Source organism: Streptomyces sp. NBC_01478 (assembly GCF_036227225.1).
Taxonomy (GTDB): Bacteria; Actinomycetota; Actinomycetes; order Streptomycetales; family Streptomycetaceae; genus Streptomyces.
This window is the reverse complement of sequence record NZ_CP109444.1, coordinates 1,074,854-1,089,791: the sequence shown is the minus strand read 5'-3', so window position 1 is coordinate 1,089,791 and position 14,938 is coordinate 1,074,854. Positions and strand designations below refer to the sequence as shown.

Genomic DNA, 14,938 nt, shown 5'->3' with positions numbered 1-14,938 from the left:
CATGCCATCGCGCGTGCCGCCGTATCCACTGTTCGACGCGGACAACCACCTGTACGAGACGGAGGATGCGCTCACCCGGTACCTGCCCAAGCAGTACGCGAGCGCCATCCAGTACGTGCAGGTGAAGGGCCGTACGAAGATCGCCATCCGCGGTCAGATCAGCGACTACATCCCCAACCCCACCTTCGAGGTCGTGGCCAGGCCCGGCGCGTGGGAGGACTACTTCCGCGAGGGGAACCCGGAGGGCAAGTCCCACCGGGAGCTGTTCGGCGAGCCGATGCGGTCCATCCCCGCGTTCCGCGAGCCCGGGCCGCGCCTGGCGCTCATGGACGACCTGGGCATCCAGCAGACCCTGATGTTCCCGACCCTCGCCAGCCTGGTCGAGGAACGGATGCGGGACGACCCGGAGTTGATCCATGTCGTCGTCCACGCCCTCAACCAATGGCTGCACGAGACCTGGCAGTTCAACTACAAGAACCGCATTTTCACCACCCCGGTGATCAGCCTGCCCATCCTGGACAAGGCGATCGCCGAACTGGAGTGGTGCCTGGAGCGCGGAGCGCGGGCGATTCTCGTCCGGCCCGCCCCGGTTCCCGGCTACGGCGGGTCGCGGTCCTTCGCGCTGCCGGAGTTCGACCCGTTCTGGAAGCGGGTCGAGGAGGCGGGCGTGCTGGTGGCCATGCACTCCTCCGACAGTGGCTACTCGCGCTACTCCAGCGACTGGGAGGGCAAGAGCCAGGAGATGACGCCGTTCCAGGCGCAGGTCTTCCGGATGATGTCCGAGTGGCGCCCGGTCACCGACGCGGTCGCGTCGTGGGTTTGCCATGGAGCCCTGTTCCGCTTCCCGGAACTGAAGGTCTCGGTCATCGAGAACGGCTCTTCCTGGCTGCTGCCGCTGCTCGACCAACTGGGCAGCACCTACAAGAAGCAGCCGAAGGGCTTCCTGGGCGACCCGGTGGAAGAGGTCAGGAATCGGATCCACATCAGCCCCTTCTGGGAGGAGGACATGGCCGCCCTCTCCGAGGTCGTCGGGGTCGAGCGCGTCCTGTTCGGCTCCGACTACCCCCACCCCGAGGGGCTGGCCGACCCGGTCTCCTACATCGACGCGATCCAGGGCATGAAGGAGGCCGACCAGGCCAAGATCATGGGCGGCAACCTCGCCCGGTTGATCGGCGTATGACCTGGGAGAGCATCCCGCAGATGGTGCTGAGCGCGGCCGACCGCTTCGGTGACGCCGAAGCCGTGGTGGACGGCCCGCTCCGCCTCACGTTCACCGAGCTGGTCGAACGGGTGCGTGTGGCTGCGGGTGCGTTCGCGTCGGCCGGGGTGGAGCAGGGCGACCGGGTCGCGATCTGGGCGCCCAACTCCGCCGAGTGGATCATTGCCGCCTTCGGTCTGATGACCGCGGGCGGTGTGGTGGTGCCCGTCAACACCCGCTTCAAGGCGGACGAGGCGCACGACATCATCGTGCGCAGCGGTGCGAAGGCCGTTCTCGTCCAGGAGGGCTTCCTCGGCCTGGACTTCAAGGCGCCGCCCGGTGTGCCGGTCATCGACCTCAAGTCCGGCTTCCTGGCGAGCGGTTCGCCCTTCGAGCGCAAGGTGACCGGCGACCAGATCAGCGACATCGTCTTCACCTCCGGCACCACCGGCCGGCCCAAGGGCGTCCTGATGACCCACGCCCAGACCCTCCGGCTCTACGCGGAGTGGTGCGACCTCGCCGGGGTCAGAGAGGGCGACCGCTATCTGATCGTCAACCCGTTCTTCCACATCTTCGGCTTCAAGGCGGGCATGGTCGCGTCGCTCATCCGCGGCATGACCATCCTGCCCGTGCCCGTCTTCGACGTGGACCACGTCCTGGACCTGGTCGAGCGCGAGAAGGTGACGGTCCTGCCCGGCCCGCCCACGCTCTACCACTCCCTGCTCAATGACCGCGGCTCAAGAGATCTGTCCTCACTGCGAGTTGCCGTCACCGGAGCCGCCGACATCCCCGTCGAACTGATCCGCCGTGTGATGACCGAACTGCCCTTCACCTCCATCATGACGGGCTACGGCCTGACCGAGGCGGGCACGGCCACCGCCACCCGCCCCGGCGACTCCTTCGAGGACATCGCCACCACCGTCGGCACCCCCTGCGACGGCGTCGAGGTCCGCATCGCCGACGACGGCGAAGTCCTCGTCCGCGGCTACAGCGTGATGCGCGGCTACTTCAACGACCCCGAAGCGACCGCCCAAGCCATCGACGAGGACCGCTGGTTGCACACCGGGGACCTCGGCACGCTCGACGAGCGCGGCTATCTGAGGATCGTCGGCCGCAAGAAAGACATGTTCATCGTCGGCGGCTTCAACGCCTACCCCGCCGAGATCGAGGGCTTCCTGATGGAACACCCGGCGGTCGCCCAGGCCGCCGTGATCGGCGTGCCCGACGAACGGATGGGACAGGTCGGCAAGGCCTTCGTCGTCCTCCGACAGCCGCTGACCGCCGACGAGTTGATCGAGTGGAGCCGGCTCCGGATGGCCGGGTTCAAGGTGCCCCGGACCGTGGAGTTCCTGACGGAACTGCCGCTGAACGCCACCGGAAAGGTGATGAAGGACCTCCTGCGATGACGCCTCCCACACCGCCCCAGGGCGACGACCTCGTCCGGACCGCGTCCGGCCTGCCCCTCAAACCGGTCTACGGCCCCGACGACGTCGCCGCCGAACCGCCCGCGCCGGGCAACTTCCCCTTCACGCGCGGCAATTACGCCACCGGATACCGGGGACGGCTGTGGACGCTGCGCCAGTACTCCGGCTTCGGCACCGCCGAATCGTCCAACCGCCGTTACCACTACCTCCTCCAACAGGGCGGCACCGGACTCTCGGTGGCGCTCGACCTGCCCACGCAGTGCGGTTACGACTCCGACGACCCCGAAGTGGGCGAGGAGGTCGGCCGGGTGGGCGTCGCCGTCGACACGCTCGCCGACGCCGAAGTCCTCTTCGAGGGCATCCCGTTGGACAGGATCAGCACCAGCTTCACCATCAACGGCACCGCCGCGATCCTGCTCGCCTTCTACGTCGCCGCGGCCGAACGGGCCGGCGTGCCCCGCGCGAAACTCACCGGGACGATCCAGAACGACATCCTCAAGGAGTACGCGTCCAGAGGCACGTGGATCTGGCCCGCCGAACCGTCCCTGCGACTCATCGCCGACACCATCGAGTTCTGCGCGGCCGAAGTACCGCGCTTCAACGCGATCTCGGTCGCCGGCTCGCACTTCCGCGACGCCGGCGCCAACGCCGTACAGGAGATGGCCTTCACCCTCGCGGACGGGGTCACCTACTGCGACACGGTGCTCGCCCGGGGACGTATGACGATCGATCAGTTCGCCCCGCAGGTCTCCTTCTTCTTCTACACACACGGCGACTTCTTCGAGGAGATCGCCAAGTACCGTGCCGGACGCAGGCGTTGGTCGACCATCGTGCGCGAGCGGTACGGCGCGGGCAGCGACAAGGCGGCCATGTTCCGCTTCGGCTGCGTCGCCGGAGGGGCCTCGCTGTACGCACCCCAGGCGCAGAACAACACCGTCCGGGTCGCCTACGAGGCACTCGCGTCGGTCCTCGGCGGGGTCCAGTCGATGTTCACGGCCGCCTGGGACGAACCGTTCGCGCTGCCCAGCGAGGAGTCGGCGACGCTCGCACTGCGCACACAGCAGATTCTCGCCCATGAGACGGGCGTTGCCAGGGTCGCGGACCCGCTCGGCGGCTCGTACTTCGTCGAGGCGCTCACCGACGCCACCGAGGCCCGCATCGTCGAGATCATGGACGACCTGGAGCGGTACGGCGGCATGGTCCGGGCCATCGAGGACGGCTATCTGCAGACGCTCATCGCCGACGAGGCCTACCAGTCGCACCGCGAGGTCGAGGCGGGCACCCGGCCGGTCGTCGGCGTCAACCGCTTCGTCTCGGACGAACCACCGCCCGACCTCGCCACGTACGAACTGGACGCGGAAGGCCGCGACCGCCAGTTGAAACGGCTCGCCGACGTCAAGGCCACCCGCGACGCCGCCCTCGTACGGCAACGCCTCGCCGAACTGGCCCGCGCCGCGGAAGGTACCGAGAACCTCATGCCCATCCTCATCGACTGCGCCAACGCCTACTGCACGGTGGGCGAGATGGTGGCCGCGCTCAAGGCGGTCTGGGGCGAGTTCCAGCAGCCGGTGGTGTTCTGATGAACGATCGCGTACTGGTCGCCAAGCCGGGCCTCGACGGACACGACCGCGGGGCCAAGATCGTCGCGCGGGCGCTGCGCGACGCGGGATTCGAGGTCATCTTCACCGGGATCCGGCAACGCGTCGACGACATCGTGGCGGTCGCCGTCCAGGAGGACGTGGCCGTTGTCGGTCTCAGCATCCTCTCCGGCGCCCACCTCGCGCTGACCACCCGCGTGATCGAGGCTCTGCGCGCCTCCGGGGCCGAGGACATCGCCGTCGTGGTCGGCGGCACCATCCCGCCGGCCGACGTACCGAAACTGCTCACCGCGGGAGCCGCCGCGGTCTTCCCCACGGGCACACCGCTCGACGCCCTCGTGGCCAAGATGCGCGCCCTGACGTCCGTCACCTCGCCATGACCCGGCGGCAAGCCGAAAACCTGGAGGCAGCGTGCGCATCGGAGTGATGATCGGGCCCGAGCGCGGAGACTCGGTCCGCAAGGTCACGCGGATGATCGACGACGTGACATGGGCCGAGAAGGCGGGTTTCGACACCGTGTGGGTGCCGCAGATCCCCACCGACTTCGACGCGCTCACCGCGGTCGCGCTGATGGGCGCGCGCACCGAGCGGATCGAACTCGGCACCGCCGTCGTGCCGTTGCAGGCCCAGCACCCCATCGCCCTTGCCCGGCAGGCGATTTCGGCCCAGGCCGCGGCAGGAGGACGGCTCGCGCTGGGCCTCGGGCCGTCCCACCACTGGATCATCCAGGACATGTTGGGGCTGCCGTACGAGAAACCGGCCGCCTTCACGCGCGACTATCTGGACGTCCTGGACGCCGCGTTCGGTGGAACGGACATGGTCGATGTCGAGAACGACACTTTCACCGTCCACAACCCGCTCACCCTCACCCCTGTCTCCCCACTGCCGGTCCTGATCGCGGCCCTCGGCCCCGTCATGCTGCGCCTCGCCGGGGAACGGGCCGACGGGACCGTGCTGTGGATGGCGGACGAACGCGCCGTCGCCGAACACGTCGTCCCCCGCATCACCAAGGCCGCCGAGAGCGCCGGACGCCCGGCACCGCGGATCGTCGCGGGCATCCCGGTCTGCCTGTGCGGCCCCGACCGGGTCGACGAGGCCCGCGAGCGCGCCAACCGCATCCTCGGCGAGGCCGAGATCTCGCCCAACTACCAACGGGTCCTCGAATACGGCGACGCCCGCGACATCGGCGACCTGTGCGCGGCGGGCGACGAGAACGCCATTGCCGCCCGTTTCAAGCGGTTTGCCGACGCCGGGGTCACGGATCTGTCGGTACGCCTGCTGCCCATCGGCGACACCCGCGACGAGCTCGTCGCCTCCAAGTACCGCACCCGCGACATGCTCGCCGCTCTCGCCGCGGACCTGCGATGACCGCCGGACCGCTCGACGGCATCCGCATCCTGGAGGTCGGCCACATGCTGGCCGGCCCCTACGCCACGATGATGCTCGCCGACCTCGGCGCCGAGGTCACCAAGATCGAGCCGCCGGGCGGGGACATCTCCCGCCAGGTGAGCGACGCCTACTTCGCCAGCCTCAACCGCGGCAAACGCAGCATCCGCCTCGACCTCACCACCGCCGACGGACAGGCCCGGCTCGGTGAACTCGTCGCCGACGCCCACGCGTTGCTCGTCAACCTCAAACCGTCGGCGATCCACCGACTGGGCCTGACCTACGAGGTGCTGCGCAAGTGGAACGACCGGATCGTGTGCGTCGCGCTCACCGGCTACGGGCTGGAGGCGGGCGACGAGCCAGCCTTCGACTACGTGGTGCAGGCCGCCACGGGAGTCGCCGCCCTCACCGGCGACCCGGACGCGCCACCGACCCTGCCCGGCTACTCCTCGGCCGACAACTCCTCAGGCCTGACAGCCGCGTTGGGGCTCCTCGCGCAGATCGTCTCCGGGCGCGGCGGCCAAGTGGAGGTGTCACTACGGGATGTGATGCTCTCTCAGCTCAACTACCGCGCCTCCGCCTACCTCAACGAGGGCGTCGAACCGCGCCGGCTGCCGCTCGGCGCCCACTCCTACTACGTACCGGCCCAGCTCTTTCCCACCGCCGAGGGCCACTTGGCGCTCTTCATCACCCACGACGGCTTCTGGAAGTCCTTCGCCGCCGAGGCCGGCATCCAGGGATTCCCCACCATGGCCGAACGCGCCGAGCGCCGCGAGGACGTACTCGCCGCCGTGACGGCCGCTCTGGCCGGTGACACCGCCGTGGCCTGGGAGGCGCGGCTGCGGCCGCTCGGGGTGCCTGCGGCCGCCGTACGGACGCTGCCGCAGGCGCTGGCGGCGACACCGGAGGCCGTGGTGAGGGCCGGCGACTTCCGGCTGGTGCGCGGTTCCGTGCGGGTCGCGGGGTACGAGCCCGACTACGGGCCGCCGCCCCGACTGGGTGAGCATGACGTTTCCGGGGCGGTGGGGGAGCCGTGAGGGCGGAGGACCAGTTCCATCTCGGGCTTGTCGTCGAGGACTTCGAGGGGACGCTGGCCGAGTTCACGGCCGCGCTCGGGTACGAGTGGTGCGCCGAGATCGGCGGGGCGGTACCGCTGACGCTCCCGACCGGAAACGCCGTTCTCGACATCAGTTGCGCCTACTCCCGGACGCTGCCCCGACTGGAGATCGTCCGCCGCGTGCCGGGAACCCTGTGGGAGCCGGTGGCCGGCGGGGTGCACCACGTCGGCTACTGGTCCGACGACGTGGCCGCGGACGCGGCCGAACTCACCCGGCAGGGCTTCGTGACCGAGGCGAGCCGGACCGGCTCAGGTGGCGCGCCCTTCGCCTTTCTGCGCGGCCCGAGCGGTCTCCTCGTGGAACTCGTGGACCGGGTGGCGCGGCCGGGGCTGGAGAAACTGTGGGCCCTTGAAGGAGGGGACGCATGACGACCGTAGGCATCGCGACCGGGGCCGGGCGCGGCATGGGACTGGCCTGCGCGCGGCGGCTCCCCGACCTGGTGGACACGCTGTTGCTGGTGGACCGGGACGAGTTGGCCGTGACCGCCGCGGCGAAGGAACTTGCCGCCGTGGACGAGGAGATCGAGGTCGAACCCTTCGTCCTCGACATCACCGATACGGCAGGACTGGCTCAACTCGCCGTGCGGGTAGCCGAATTGGGCACCCTCAGGGCTGTCTCCCATGCCGCCGGAATCTCGCCCACCATGGCCGACTGGCGGCGCATCTTCGACGTCGACCTCGTCGGCACCGCACGCCTCGCCGAGGCACTCCGCCCGCTCGCCACCGAGGGCACCGCGATGGTCTGCTTCGCCTCCATGGCCCCGCTCCTCGGCAACCTGGAGGCCGATCCCGCCGTAGCGGCGATCCTCGACGATCCGCTTCGGGACGACTTTCTGGAGCGGCTGCGCGAGGCCCTCGGGCCGGCCGTCGAGAACACCGGTCTCGCGTACGCGTGGGCCAAGCACGGGGTGCACCGGTTCGTACGGCGGGAGGCGGTGCGGCTCGGACCGTACGGCGCCCGGGTGTGTTCCGTATCGCCGGGCGTCATCGACACCCCTCAGGGGCAACAGGAGGCCTCGGCCCAGCCCGCCATGGCTGCTCTGGTGGAGCAGACGCCGCTCGGGCGGGTGGGCCGGGCCGAGGACGTCGCGGCTGCGGTGGCCTTCCTGTTGTCGGACGAGGCCGCTTTCGTTTCCGGAATCGACGTTCTCGTCGACGGTGGGGTCTGTGCGGCGGTGCGAGAACGCGCCGGGCGGTGACCGGTCAGCGGGTGTCGGAGGCGGGGCGCGCCATGGACGCAGCGCGCCGCTGCCTCAACGCCGACGTCCGCTGCTGCGCCGGGCGGACCAGCCGGACCCCACGCCGGCCGAGTGCGCGGCGAGGAAGGCGAGCCCGAGCAGCATCAGGCTCGTCGAACTGAAGACGATCTGGGTCGACGTCTCGGTGACACGGATGAGGAAGGCGATGAAGAAGAGCGCGGCCGCCACGAATGCAAGCATCTGTTAACCCCTACGGATAGACGGCGCGCCACCGGTGATCCCGGTGACTGCGCCGTTGTCTCCCGAGTGCCCCGGATGTTGCCGGACAGTCATGCGCGTCCCGCGTCGAGTGCAGCCCCAACTGCCGTTCAGGCAAGGGATTCCGAGCGCTGGACGGTCCCCGTGAGACCGGTCGCGTCCTGGCCCGCGAGCAGGACGGCGGCCCGCGCCATCGCCTCCGGCGGCTCCACCATCTCCGGCGGGATCTCCAGGCCGCCGCCACCGGCCTGCCAGCCCTCGGTGAGCACCACCCGTGACGGAGCAAGGCAGTTCACCGCGATGTTGTCCTTCCTCAGGTCCGCGGCGAGGCCCAGGTAGAGGCGCTCGACCGCTGCCTTGGACACCCAGTACGCGTTCGCACCCCGGTCCGTCATGCCCACCCCGCCGGTCGTCACGGCCACCAACGAGCCACCGCCACGCGCCCGTACGTGCGGAATCGCCGCCCGGGTCACCAGGAACACCCCGGTCAGATTGACGTCCAGAGCCAACTGCCAGCGCTTGAGCGGCGTCGACTCGACCGGGCCCAGCCACAGCACCCCGGCATTGGCGATGAGAATGTCGATTCCGCCGAACTCCGCGACCGTGGCGGCGACGGCCGCGTCGACCGATGCCTCGTCGCTCACATCACAGGGCACGGGCAGGGCGCGCCCGCCCGCCGCGACGATCCGGTCCGCGACCGAGTGGATCGTCCCGGGCAGCCGGCCTTCCCGCTCGGAACGCGCGGCCACGGCGACCGAGGCGCCCGCCTCCGCGAGCGCCATCGCGACCGTACGGCCGATGCCACGGCTGGCGCCCGCGACGAACGCGACCTTGCCCTTCAACTGCCCGCTCACGCCCGCCACTTCACCGATGTCGGTCACTTCGGCGGGAACCTGAGGGCGCCGTCGAGACGGACGACCTCTCCGTTGAGATAGTCGTTCTCGACGATGTGCTGCACGAGACCCGCGTACTCGGCCGGCATCCCCATGCGCTTCGGGTACGGGATCTGCGGCCCCCAGTAGGCCTCCAACTGGTCGCCCGCCTTGCCGTAGGCCGGTGTGTTGAAGGTGCCCGGCGCGATCGTGACGACCCGGATGCCGAGCGGGGAGAGGTCACGGGCGGCGACCAGGGTCATGCTGACGACCCCGCCCTTGGCCGCCGCGTAAGGGAGTTGGCCGATCTGGCCCTCGTACGCGGCGATCGAGGCCGTATTGACGATGACTCCCCGGCCGCCCTCCGCGGGCTCCTGGCGGGCGATCGCGGCAGCGGCCAGCCGCAGCACGTTGAACACGCCGGTCAGATACACGTCGATCGTCTTGCGGAAGCCCGCGAGGTCGAGGGGCGAGCCGTCCTTGCCGACGAGCCGGCCACCACTCGCCGGGCCGCCGTGCGCGTCCACCGAGATCCGCAGCGGCCCCGCCGACTCCGCCTCGGCCAGCGCCGCTTGGACGTCGTCCTCGTCGGTGGCGTCGGTGCGCACATAGCGGACACCGAGCTCCTGCTCCAGGGCCTTGCCCTTCTCGTCGGCCAGATCGGCGACGACGACCTTCGCTCCCGCCGCGTGCAGCCGACGGACGGTGGCCTCGCCCAGGCCGCCCGCCCCGCCGACGACCACCGCGGAGCTCCCACTGATCTGCATCAAGGATTTCCTCTCTTGCGAACAGCGCTCTAGTGAGACGAGAATAGCATTCTCATGAATATAACCATGATTCTCGAGATGGTGGCCTCGGGCGGCGACCGACCGGTGGTCACGGCGAACGGCCGCTCCCTGACCGCCTCGGACCTGCTCGCCCGCGCCCGTGCCGCCGCGCACCGCTTCCGGGGCCACCCGGCCGTGTTGTATCTGAGCCCCAGTCACCTCACCTACCCCGTGGCCCTGTTCGGCGCCGCCCTGGCGGGCATCCCGTTCATCCCCCTCAACTACCGCCTCGGCGAACACCAGTTGGCCCGCCTCCTGGCCCGCCATCCCGGTGCCCTCGTGCTGCGCCCCGCAGACCTCGACGCCCTTCTGAGCGTCGAAGAGGGCACTGCGGAAGAGGGCCCCGACGCACCGGAGTTGGCCCAGGAACAGGACCAGGACTCCGTCGCCGTGGTCCTCTACACGAGCGGCACCACCGCCGAGCCCAAGGCGGCCCTGCTGCGCCACCGGCACCTGCTGGCATACGTGCTCAACACCCAGGAGTTCGCCTCGGCGGGGGAGGGCGACGCGTCGCTGGTGGCCGTCCCGCCGTACCACGTGGCCGGGTTGATGAACCTGCTCACGAACCTCTACTCCGGCCGCCGTCTGGTGTACCTCCCCGCCTTTGACGCGGGGGAGTGGCTGGAGACCGTGCGCCGCGAGCAGGTCACCCACGCGCTCGTCGTGCCCACCATGCTGGCCCGCATCGTCGCGGAGGTCCCGGCCGGCGACGCCGGTACACCCACGCTCCGGAGCCTCGCCTACGGCGGGGCCAGGACCCCACGGCCGGTGGTGGAACGGGCGTTGGGGATCTTCCCTGGCACGGGGTTCGTGAACGCGTACGGCCTGACGGAGACGGCTTCCTCGGTCGCCGTGTTGGGGCCCGACGACCACCGCGAGGCGCTCGCGGCGTCCGACCCGGCCGTACGGGACCGACTCGGCTCCGTGGGGCGGCCGTTGCCCGGCGTCGAGATCGAGATCCGTGACGACGACGGAAGACCGGCCGCTGTCGGGGAGACCGGGCTCGTGTTCGTGCGAGGCGATCAGATCTCCGGCGAGTACGGCGGTCGTAGCGCCCTCGACGCGGACGGCTGGTTCCCCACCCGGGACCGGGGCCGACTGGACGCGGACGGCTATCTGTTCATCGAGGGACGGGCCGACGACACCATCATTCGCGGTGGCGAGAACATCGCTCCCGCCGAGATAGAGGACGTTCTCGTCGCCCACCCCGGGATCGTGGAGGCGGCGGTGATCGGCGTGCCCGACCCCGAGTGGGGGCAGCGGATCGTGGCCGTCGTGGTCGGCGCGGGCGACCCGGCGGAGGTGCGCCAGTGGGTCAAGGACCGGCTGCGCTCCTCCAAGACCCCCGACACGATCGTGTTCCGCGCCGAGCTCCCCAAGACCGAGACCGGAAAGCTGCTGCGCCGCACCCTGCTGGCCGAGTTGGAGACCACCCATGCCTGAAGCAGTCCTCGTGTCCGCCCTGCGCACCCCCGTCGGCACCGCCGTCAAAGGCGCCCTGCGCGACACCACCGCGTTCGAGCTGGCCCACCACATCGTCGCCGCCGCGGCCGCCACGGACGGCCTCGACCCGGACGCGATCGACGACGTGATCCTCGGCGAGGGCCTCTACGGCGGCGGGGTCGTGGCCCGGCACGCGGCACTGACCGTCGGCCTCACCTCTGTACCGGGCCTCGCCCACAACCGCCACTGCGCCGCCGGACTTGCCGCCGTGCAGAGCGCGGCGGCGAGCATCCGCGCGGGCATGGACGAACTCGTCATCGCCGGCGGCGTCAACTCGGCTTCCACGTCCCCGAAACAGCGTTTCCGCATCGACGGTGAGTGGGTCGAACCCTGGAGCCCGCCCACACATCCCGACCGGCCCGACGCCCCCAACCTGGACATGTCGATCACGGTCGGCTGGAACACCGCCGTACGGGCCGGCCTCAGCCGCGCCGACATGGACGCCTGGGCACTGCGCTCCCACCAGAACGCCATTCGCGCCATCGACGAAGGCCGCTTCGACGAAGAGCTGGTGCCCATCGACACACCGCACGGCCTGTTCTCCGTCGACGAACATCCCCGTCGCACCACGAGCCTGGAGAAGCTGGCCTCGCTCAAGCCGCTCCACCCGGAGATAGAAGGCTTCTCCATCACGGCCGGCAACGCGGGCGGTGCCAACGACGGCGCGGCTGCCCTGGTGGTGGCCAGCGACCGGCTGGGACTGCCTGCCCTTGCCGTCGTCCGCTCGTGGGCGTCGGTCGGCGCCGACCCCGCCGAGACGGGCCTCACCCCGGTGAAGGTGATCCCCAAAGCGCTTGCCCGCGCGGGACTTTCGACGGCAGATGTCGACCTCTTCGAGATCAACGAGGCCTTCGCCGCCGTGCCCGTCGCCGCGGTGAAGCTGCTCGGGCTCGACCCCGACCGCGTGAACGTCAACGGCAGCGGCTGCTCCCTCGGCCACCCCGTCGCCGCGACCGGCGCCCGGATGCTGGTCACGCTCGTGCACGAACTGCGCCGCCGCGGCGGCGGCATCGGCGTCGCCGCCATGTGCGCGGGCGGCGGCATGGGCTCGGCCACGGTCATCGAGGTACCGGCACCGTAACGGGCGAGTTGTCGGTCCCGGTGGTGGAGCGCGTCGACGAAACGAAGGGAACAGCGTGGAGGGCTTGAAGGAGAAGGCCGTTCTCGTCGCGGGCGCGGCCACCGGGCTGGGGGCCGCCTCCGCCCGGCGGCTGGCGGACGAGGGCGCAATGGTCGTCGTCGGCGACCTCGACCTGGACGGTGCCCGGCGGACCGCCGCCGCCATCGCCGACGCCGGAGGCCGGGCGGTCGCGGTGGGCTTCGACATCGCCGACGAGGACTCGGTCGGCGAACTCGTGCGGACCACCGTACGGACGTACGGCGGACTGGACGCCGTGCACATCAACGCGGGCGACATGGGCGCGGTCTCCCGGGACACCGACGTCGTCGACATGGACCTCGCGGTGTGGGACCGGACCTTCGCCGTCAATCTGCGGGGGCACATGCTCGTCACCCGGTACGCCGTTCCCGAACTCCTCGCCCGGGGCGGCGGCGCGATCGTCTACACCTCGTCCATCGCGGCCTTCACCGGCGAGGCCGCACGCCCCGCCTACTCGGCGACCAAGGCGGGCATCAACGCCCTCGCCCGCCATGTCGCCTCCCGCTGGGGCCGCGAGGGCATCCGCGCCAACGCGGTCGCACCGGGGCTGATCCTGACCCAGGCCATCCAGGAGGGCGCGGCGCCCGACCTGCTGGAGGCGCTGCTCGCCCGCACCCGCAGCACCCGCCACGGCCGCGCCGACGACATCGCCGGCATGGTGGCCCACCTCATCTCCGACGAGGGCACCTGGATCAACGGCCAGGTCATCAATGTCGACGGTGGCACCGTCATGCGCTGAGTGCCTCGCGGGTGCGAGTCGCGGCTACGCGGGACCTGTGGAGCGCAGCTACGCGATCGTACGGAACCTCAGCAACGCCTCCTGGGCGAACGAGGCGACCAAGGAACCCTGCAGGGTGAGGACATCGCCCCGGCCGTAGCAGCGGGCGTGTGCGAGAAGCGGGCTCCGGTGGCGCAGGAGAAGCCAGTCGTCCGTGGTGAAAGGGCGGTGGAACCACACCGTGTGCGCGGTGACGGCGGAGGAGAACGCCGTTCCCGAATCGTGCTGGGTGACCCCCTCCAGCGGGCGAAGTGCCGTACCGATCAGACTCAGATCGCTCGCGTACGCCGTCAACGCCGGGGCCAGCTCGGGGGCGACGGCCGGTGTCCGCATCCACAGGTCGTAGTCGGGGGCCTCCGACTTCGCCGAGTCCACGTCGACGGTGGCCCGGGTGTCCCAGGGAAGCAGCGACAGCTCCACGTCGTGCTCCGCTCCCGGTACCGAGGGCATCGGGAACGCGATCTGCTGGTCGGGGCCCTCCTCGTGGGAGTGCAGGGACACCGCCGCCACGGCCGCGACTCCCTGCGTCTGCCGCGCGACGACCGTCAACGTGGCGAAGGAGCCGCCCTCGTGATGACGTGTCACCTCGTACCGCACCGGTTCCTGTGGCCGTCCCGCCCGCGCGAACTGCACGTGAAGGCTCTTGACCGTCTTGTCCGGGCAGGCCAGTTGGGCCGCGCGGAGACTTTGGGCGAGCAACTGCCCGCCGAAGATGCGGTGGTTGCCGAGGTGTTGGTTGCGGCCCTCGAACACGTCACCGGGCCGGGTGTCGAGGTCCAGGCAGGAGAGCAGGTCGCTCCACAGATCGGTCACTGATGTCACTCCTCGGTCGATCACAGGTGGACGAGCCGTGGTGCGGACCCGCCGGCCCGCAGCAGTGCCCCCGCCTCGCGCGTCAACTCCCTTGCGCTTCCCAGCAGTCCGTCCAGGACCACGGCCCGCCGTACATGCCGGTGCAGATCGTGCTCGGCGGTGAAGCCGATCCCGCCGAGGACCTGCTGGCAGTGCCGGGCCGCCGTCAACGCCGCCCGTCCGGCCGCCGCCTTGGCCAGCAGCGCGCCGAGATCGTCCGACGCGGCCACCAGGGTCGCCTCGGCGCCGTCCAGTGCCACGAGAGTCTCGGCGAGCCGATGCCGTACGGCCTGGAAGGAGGCCAGCGGGTGGCCGAACTGCACGCGGTCCACGGCGTGTTGGCGGGCCAGCGCGAGCATGGCGCGGCCGGTCCCGAGCAGCCACCAGCCGAGCGCGACACGGCCGGCGGCGAGCGGTACGGGAGGTCCGGCGGGCACGGAGCGCAGAGGGAGTTCGGCGTCCAGGGCCGTTCCGGCGGCAGCGTCGGCGCGCTCCCAGACGATCCAGGTGCCGCCTGTGTACGGCAGGGGCAGCGTGGCGCCGACCGGACGGCCCGCCGCGCTCAGCAGGACGTCGTTGAGGAGCGGAGCGTGGGCGCCCGTCTCGCCGAGCAGGCGGAAGGTGAGCGGGACGGCGATGTCCGGCTGTTCCGCGAGCAGTTCGGCCCAGCCGAGGTCCGTCAGGGCGGCGTCCAGTGCCTGCCCCGAGGCCGCCGTCGTCGTCTTGCGGAGCGTCTCGGCGAGCAGGTCCCGTTCGGTGGCGTCCAC

At 70.6% G+C, this 14,938-nt stretch carries 16 protein-coding genes; 11 read left to right on the top strand and 5 right to left on the bottom strand.

Annotated features, from left to right (window positions below; translation table 11 throughout):
- Nucleotide 1 precedes the first annotated feature (1 nt).
- The 8 genes from OG223_RS04850 to OG223_RS04815 are packed head-to-tail and all read left to right on the top strand — an operon-like array spanning nucleotide 2 to nucleotide 7,922.
- Nucleotides 2-1,180, top strand: a complete 1,179-nt coding sequence (locus OG223_RS04850) for an amidohydrolase family protein (RefSeq protein WP_200676589.1) — start codon at nucleotides 2-4, stop codon at nucleotides 1,178-1,180.
- Nucleotides 1,177-2,604 (top strand): FadD3 family acyl-CoA ligase, encoded by a 1,428-nt coding sequence (locus tag OG223_RS04845; protein WP_329242846.1) that lies wholly within the window; start codon nucleotides 1,177-1,179, stop codon nucleotides 2,602-2,604. Before OG223_RS04850 ends, OG223_RS04845 begins: the two co-directional genes overlap by 4 nt.
- A complete protein-coding gene (locus OG223_RS04840) occupies nucleotides 2,601-4,202 on the top strand; it encodes a methylmalonyl-CoA mutase family protein (protein ID WP_329242843.1) in 1,602 nt (533 codons plus the stop codon). Before OG223_RS04845 ends, OG223_RS04840 begins: the two co-directional genes overlap by 4 nt.
- Nucleotides 4,202-4,600 (top strand): cobalamin B12-binding domain-containing protein, encoded by a 399-nt coding sequence (locus OG223_RS04835; protein ID WP_329242841.1) that lies wholly within the window; start codon nucleotides 4,202-4,204, stop codon nucleotides 4,598-4,600. The genes OG223_RS04840 and OG223_RS04835 overlap by 1 nt, the downstream gene beginning before the upstream one ends.
- Before the next feature lie 31 nt (nucleotides 4,601-4,631).
- Nucleotides 4,632-5,588, top strand: coding sequence for an LLM class F420-dependent oxidoreductase (locus tag OG223_RS04830; protein ID WP_329242838.1), 957 nt, complete (start codon nucleotides 4,632-4,634; stop codon nucleotides 5,586-5,588).
- Nucleotides 5,585-6,643, top strand: a complete 1,059-nt coding sequence (locus OG223_RS04825) for a CaiB/BaiF CoA transferase family protein (protein ID WP_329242835.1) — start codon at nucleotides 5,585-5,587, stop codon at nucleotides 6,641-6,643. Before OG223_RS04830 ends, OG223_RS04825 begins: the two co-directional genes overlap by 4 nt.
- Complete coding sequence (locus OG223_RS04820) at nucleotides 6,640-7,092, top strand: VOC family protein (protein ID WP_329242832.1); 453 nt, start codon at nucleotides 6,640-6,642, stop codon at nucleotides 7,090-7,092. Before OG223_RS04825 ends, OG223_RS04820 begins: the two co-directional genes overlap by 4 nt.
- Nucleotides 7,089-7,922 (top strand): SDR family oxidoreductase, encoded by an 834-nt coding sequence (locus OG223_RS04815; RefSeq protein WP_329242828.1) that lies wholly within the window; start codon nucleotides 7,089-7,091, stop codon nucleotides 7,920-7,922. The genes OG223_RS04820 and OG223_RS04815 overlap by 4 nt, the downstream gene beginning before the upstream one ends.
- A 54-nt stretch (nucleotides 7,923-7,976) precedes the next feature.
- On the opposite strand, the gene OG223_RS04810 is transcribed toward OG223_RS04815, so the two are convergent.
- From OG223_RS04810 to OG223_RS04800, 3 genes are all read right to left on the bottom strand, one after another.
- Entirely contained in the window at nucleotides 7,977-8,162 is a 186-nt protein-coding gene (locus tag OG223_RS04810) for a hypothetical protein (RefSeq protein ID WP_329242825.1), read from the bottom strand.
- 128 nt (nucleotides 8,163-8,290) lie between these two features.
- A complete protein-coding gene (locus OG223_RS04805) occupies nucleotides 8,291-9,061 on the bottom strand; it encodes an SDR family NAD(P)-dependent oxidoreductase (RefSeq protein ID WP_329242823.1) in 771 nt (256 codons plus the stop codon).
- Nucleotides 9,058-9,819, bottom strand: coding sequence for an SDR family NAD(P)-dependent oxidoreductase (locus OG223_RS04800; RefSeq protein WP_329242820.1), 762 nt, complete (start codon nucleotides 9,817-9,819; stop codon nucleotides 9,058-9,060). Before OG223_RS04800 ends, OG223_RS04805 begins: the two co-directional genes overlap by 4 nt.
- A gap of 66 nt (nucleotides 9,820-9,885) precedes the next feature.
- Between OG223_RS04800 and OG223_RS04795 the strand changes: the two genes are divergently transcribed.
- From OG223_RS04795 to OG223_RS04785, 3 genes are read left to right on the top strand one after another with little or no spacing between them, the layout of a single operon-like run.
- A complete protein-coding gene (locus OG223_RS04795; protein WP_329242817.1) occupies nucleotides 9,886-11,322 on the top strand; it encodes a class I adenylate-forming enzyme family protein in 1,437 nt (478 codons plus the stop codon).
- Entirely contained in the window at nucleotides 11,315-12,463 is a 1,149-nt protein-coding gene (locus OG223_RS04790) for a thiolase family protein (protein ID WP_329242814.1), read from the top strand. Before OG223_RS04795 ends, OG223_RS04790 begins: the two co-directional genes overlap by 8 nt.
- Before the next feature lie 55 nt (nucleotides 12,464-12,518).
- On the top strand, nucleotides 12,519-13,280 hold the full coding sequence (locus OG223_RS04785; protein ID WP_329242810.1) for an SDR family NAD(P)-dependent oxidoreductase: 762 nt from the start codon (nucleotides 12,519-12,521) through the stop codon (nucleotides 13,278-13,280).
- A gap of 48 nt (nucleotides 13,281-13,328) precedes the next feature.
- Here the strand turns inward: OG223_RS04785 and OG223_RS04780 are convergent, their stop codons facing one another.
- Together OG223_RS04780 and OG223_RS04775 are read right to left on the bottom strand one after the other, a co-directional pair.
- Nucleotides 13,329-14,132, bottom strand: coding sequence for an acyl-CoA thioesterase (locus tag OG223_RS04780; RefSeq protein WP_329242807.1), 804 nt, complete (start codon nucleotides 14,130-14,132; stop codon nucleotides 13,329-13,331).
- A 20-nt stretch (nucleotides 14,133-14,152) separates the two neighbouring features.
- Nucleotides 14,153-14,938, bottom strand: coding sequence for an acyl-CoA dehydrogenase family protein (locus OG223_RS04775; protein WP_329242805.1), 786 nt, complete (start codon nucleotides 14,936-14,938; stop codon nucleotides 14,153-14,155).

What these genes read in the sequence shown, in the direction of transcription:
- OG223_RS04850 (WP_200676589.1), top strand. Translation starts at nt 2, where the DNA reads ATGCCATCGCGCGTGCCGCCGTATCCACTGTTCGACGCGGACAACCAC.
- OG223_RS04845 (WP_329242846.1), top strand. Translation starts at nt 1,177, where the DNA reads ATGACCTGGGAGAGCATCCCGCAGATGGTGCTGAGCGCGGCCGACCGC.
- OG223_RS04840 (WP_329242843.1), top strand. Translation starts at nt 2,601, where the DNA reads ATGACGCCTCCCACACCGCCCCAGGGCGACGACCTCGTCCGGACCGCG.
- OG223_RS04835 (WP_329242841.1), top strand. Translation starts at nt 4,202, where the DNA reads ATGAACGATCGCGTACTGGTCGCCAAGCCGGGCCTCGACGGACACGAC.
- OG223_RS04825 (WP_329242835.1), top strand. Translation starts at nt 5,585, where the DNA reads ATGACCGCCGGACCGCTCGACGGCATCCGCATCCTGGAGGTCGGCCAC.
- OG223_RS04815 (WP_329242828.1), top strand. Translation starts at nt 7,089, where the DNA reads ATGACGACCGTAGGCATCGCGACCGGGGCCGGGCGCGGCATGGGACTG.
- OG223_RS04810 (WP_329242825.1), bottom strand. Translation starts at nt 8,162, where the DNA reads ATGCTTGCATTCGTGGCGGCCGCGCTCTTCTTCATCGCCTTCCTCATC.
- OG223_RS04800 (WP_329242820.1), bottom strand. Translation starts at nt 9,819, where the DNA reads ATGCAGATCAGTGGGAGCTCCGCGGTGGTCGTCGGCGGGGCGGGCGGC.
- OG223_RS04795 (WP_329242817.1), top strand. Translation starts at nt 9,886, where the DNA reads ATGATTCTCGAGATGGTGGCCTCGGGCGGCGACCGACCGGTGGTCACG.
- OG223_RS04790 (WP_329242814.1), top strand. Translation starts at nt 11,315, where the DNA reads ATGCCTGAAGCAGTCCTCGTGTCCGCCCTGCGCACCCCCGTCGGCACC.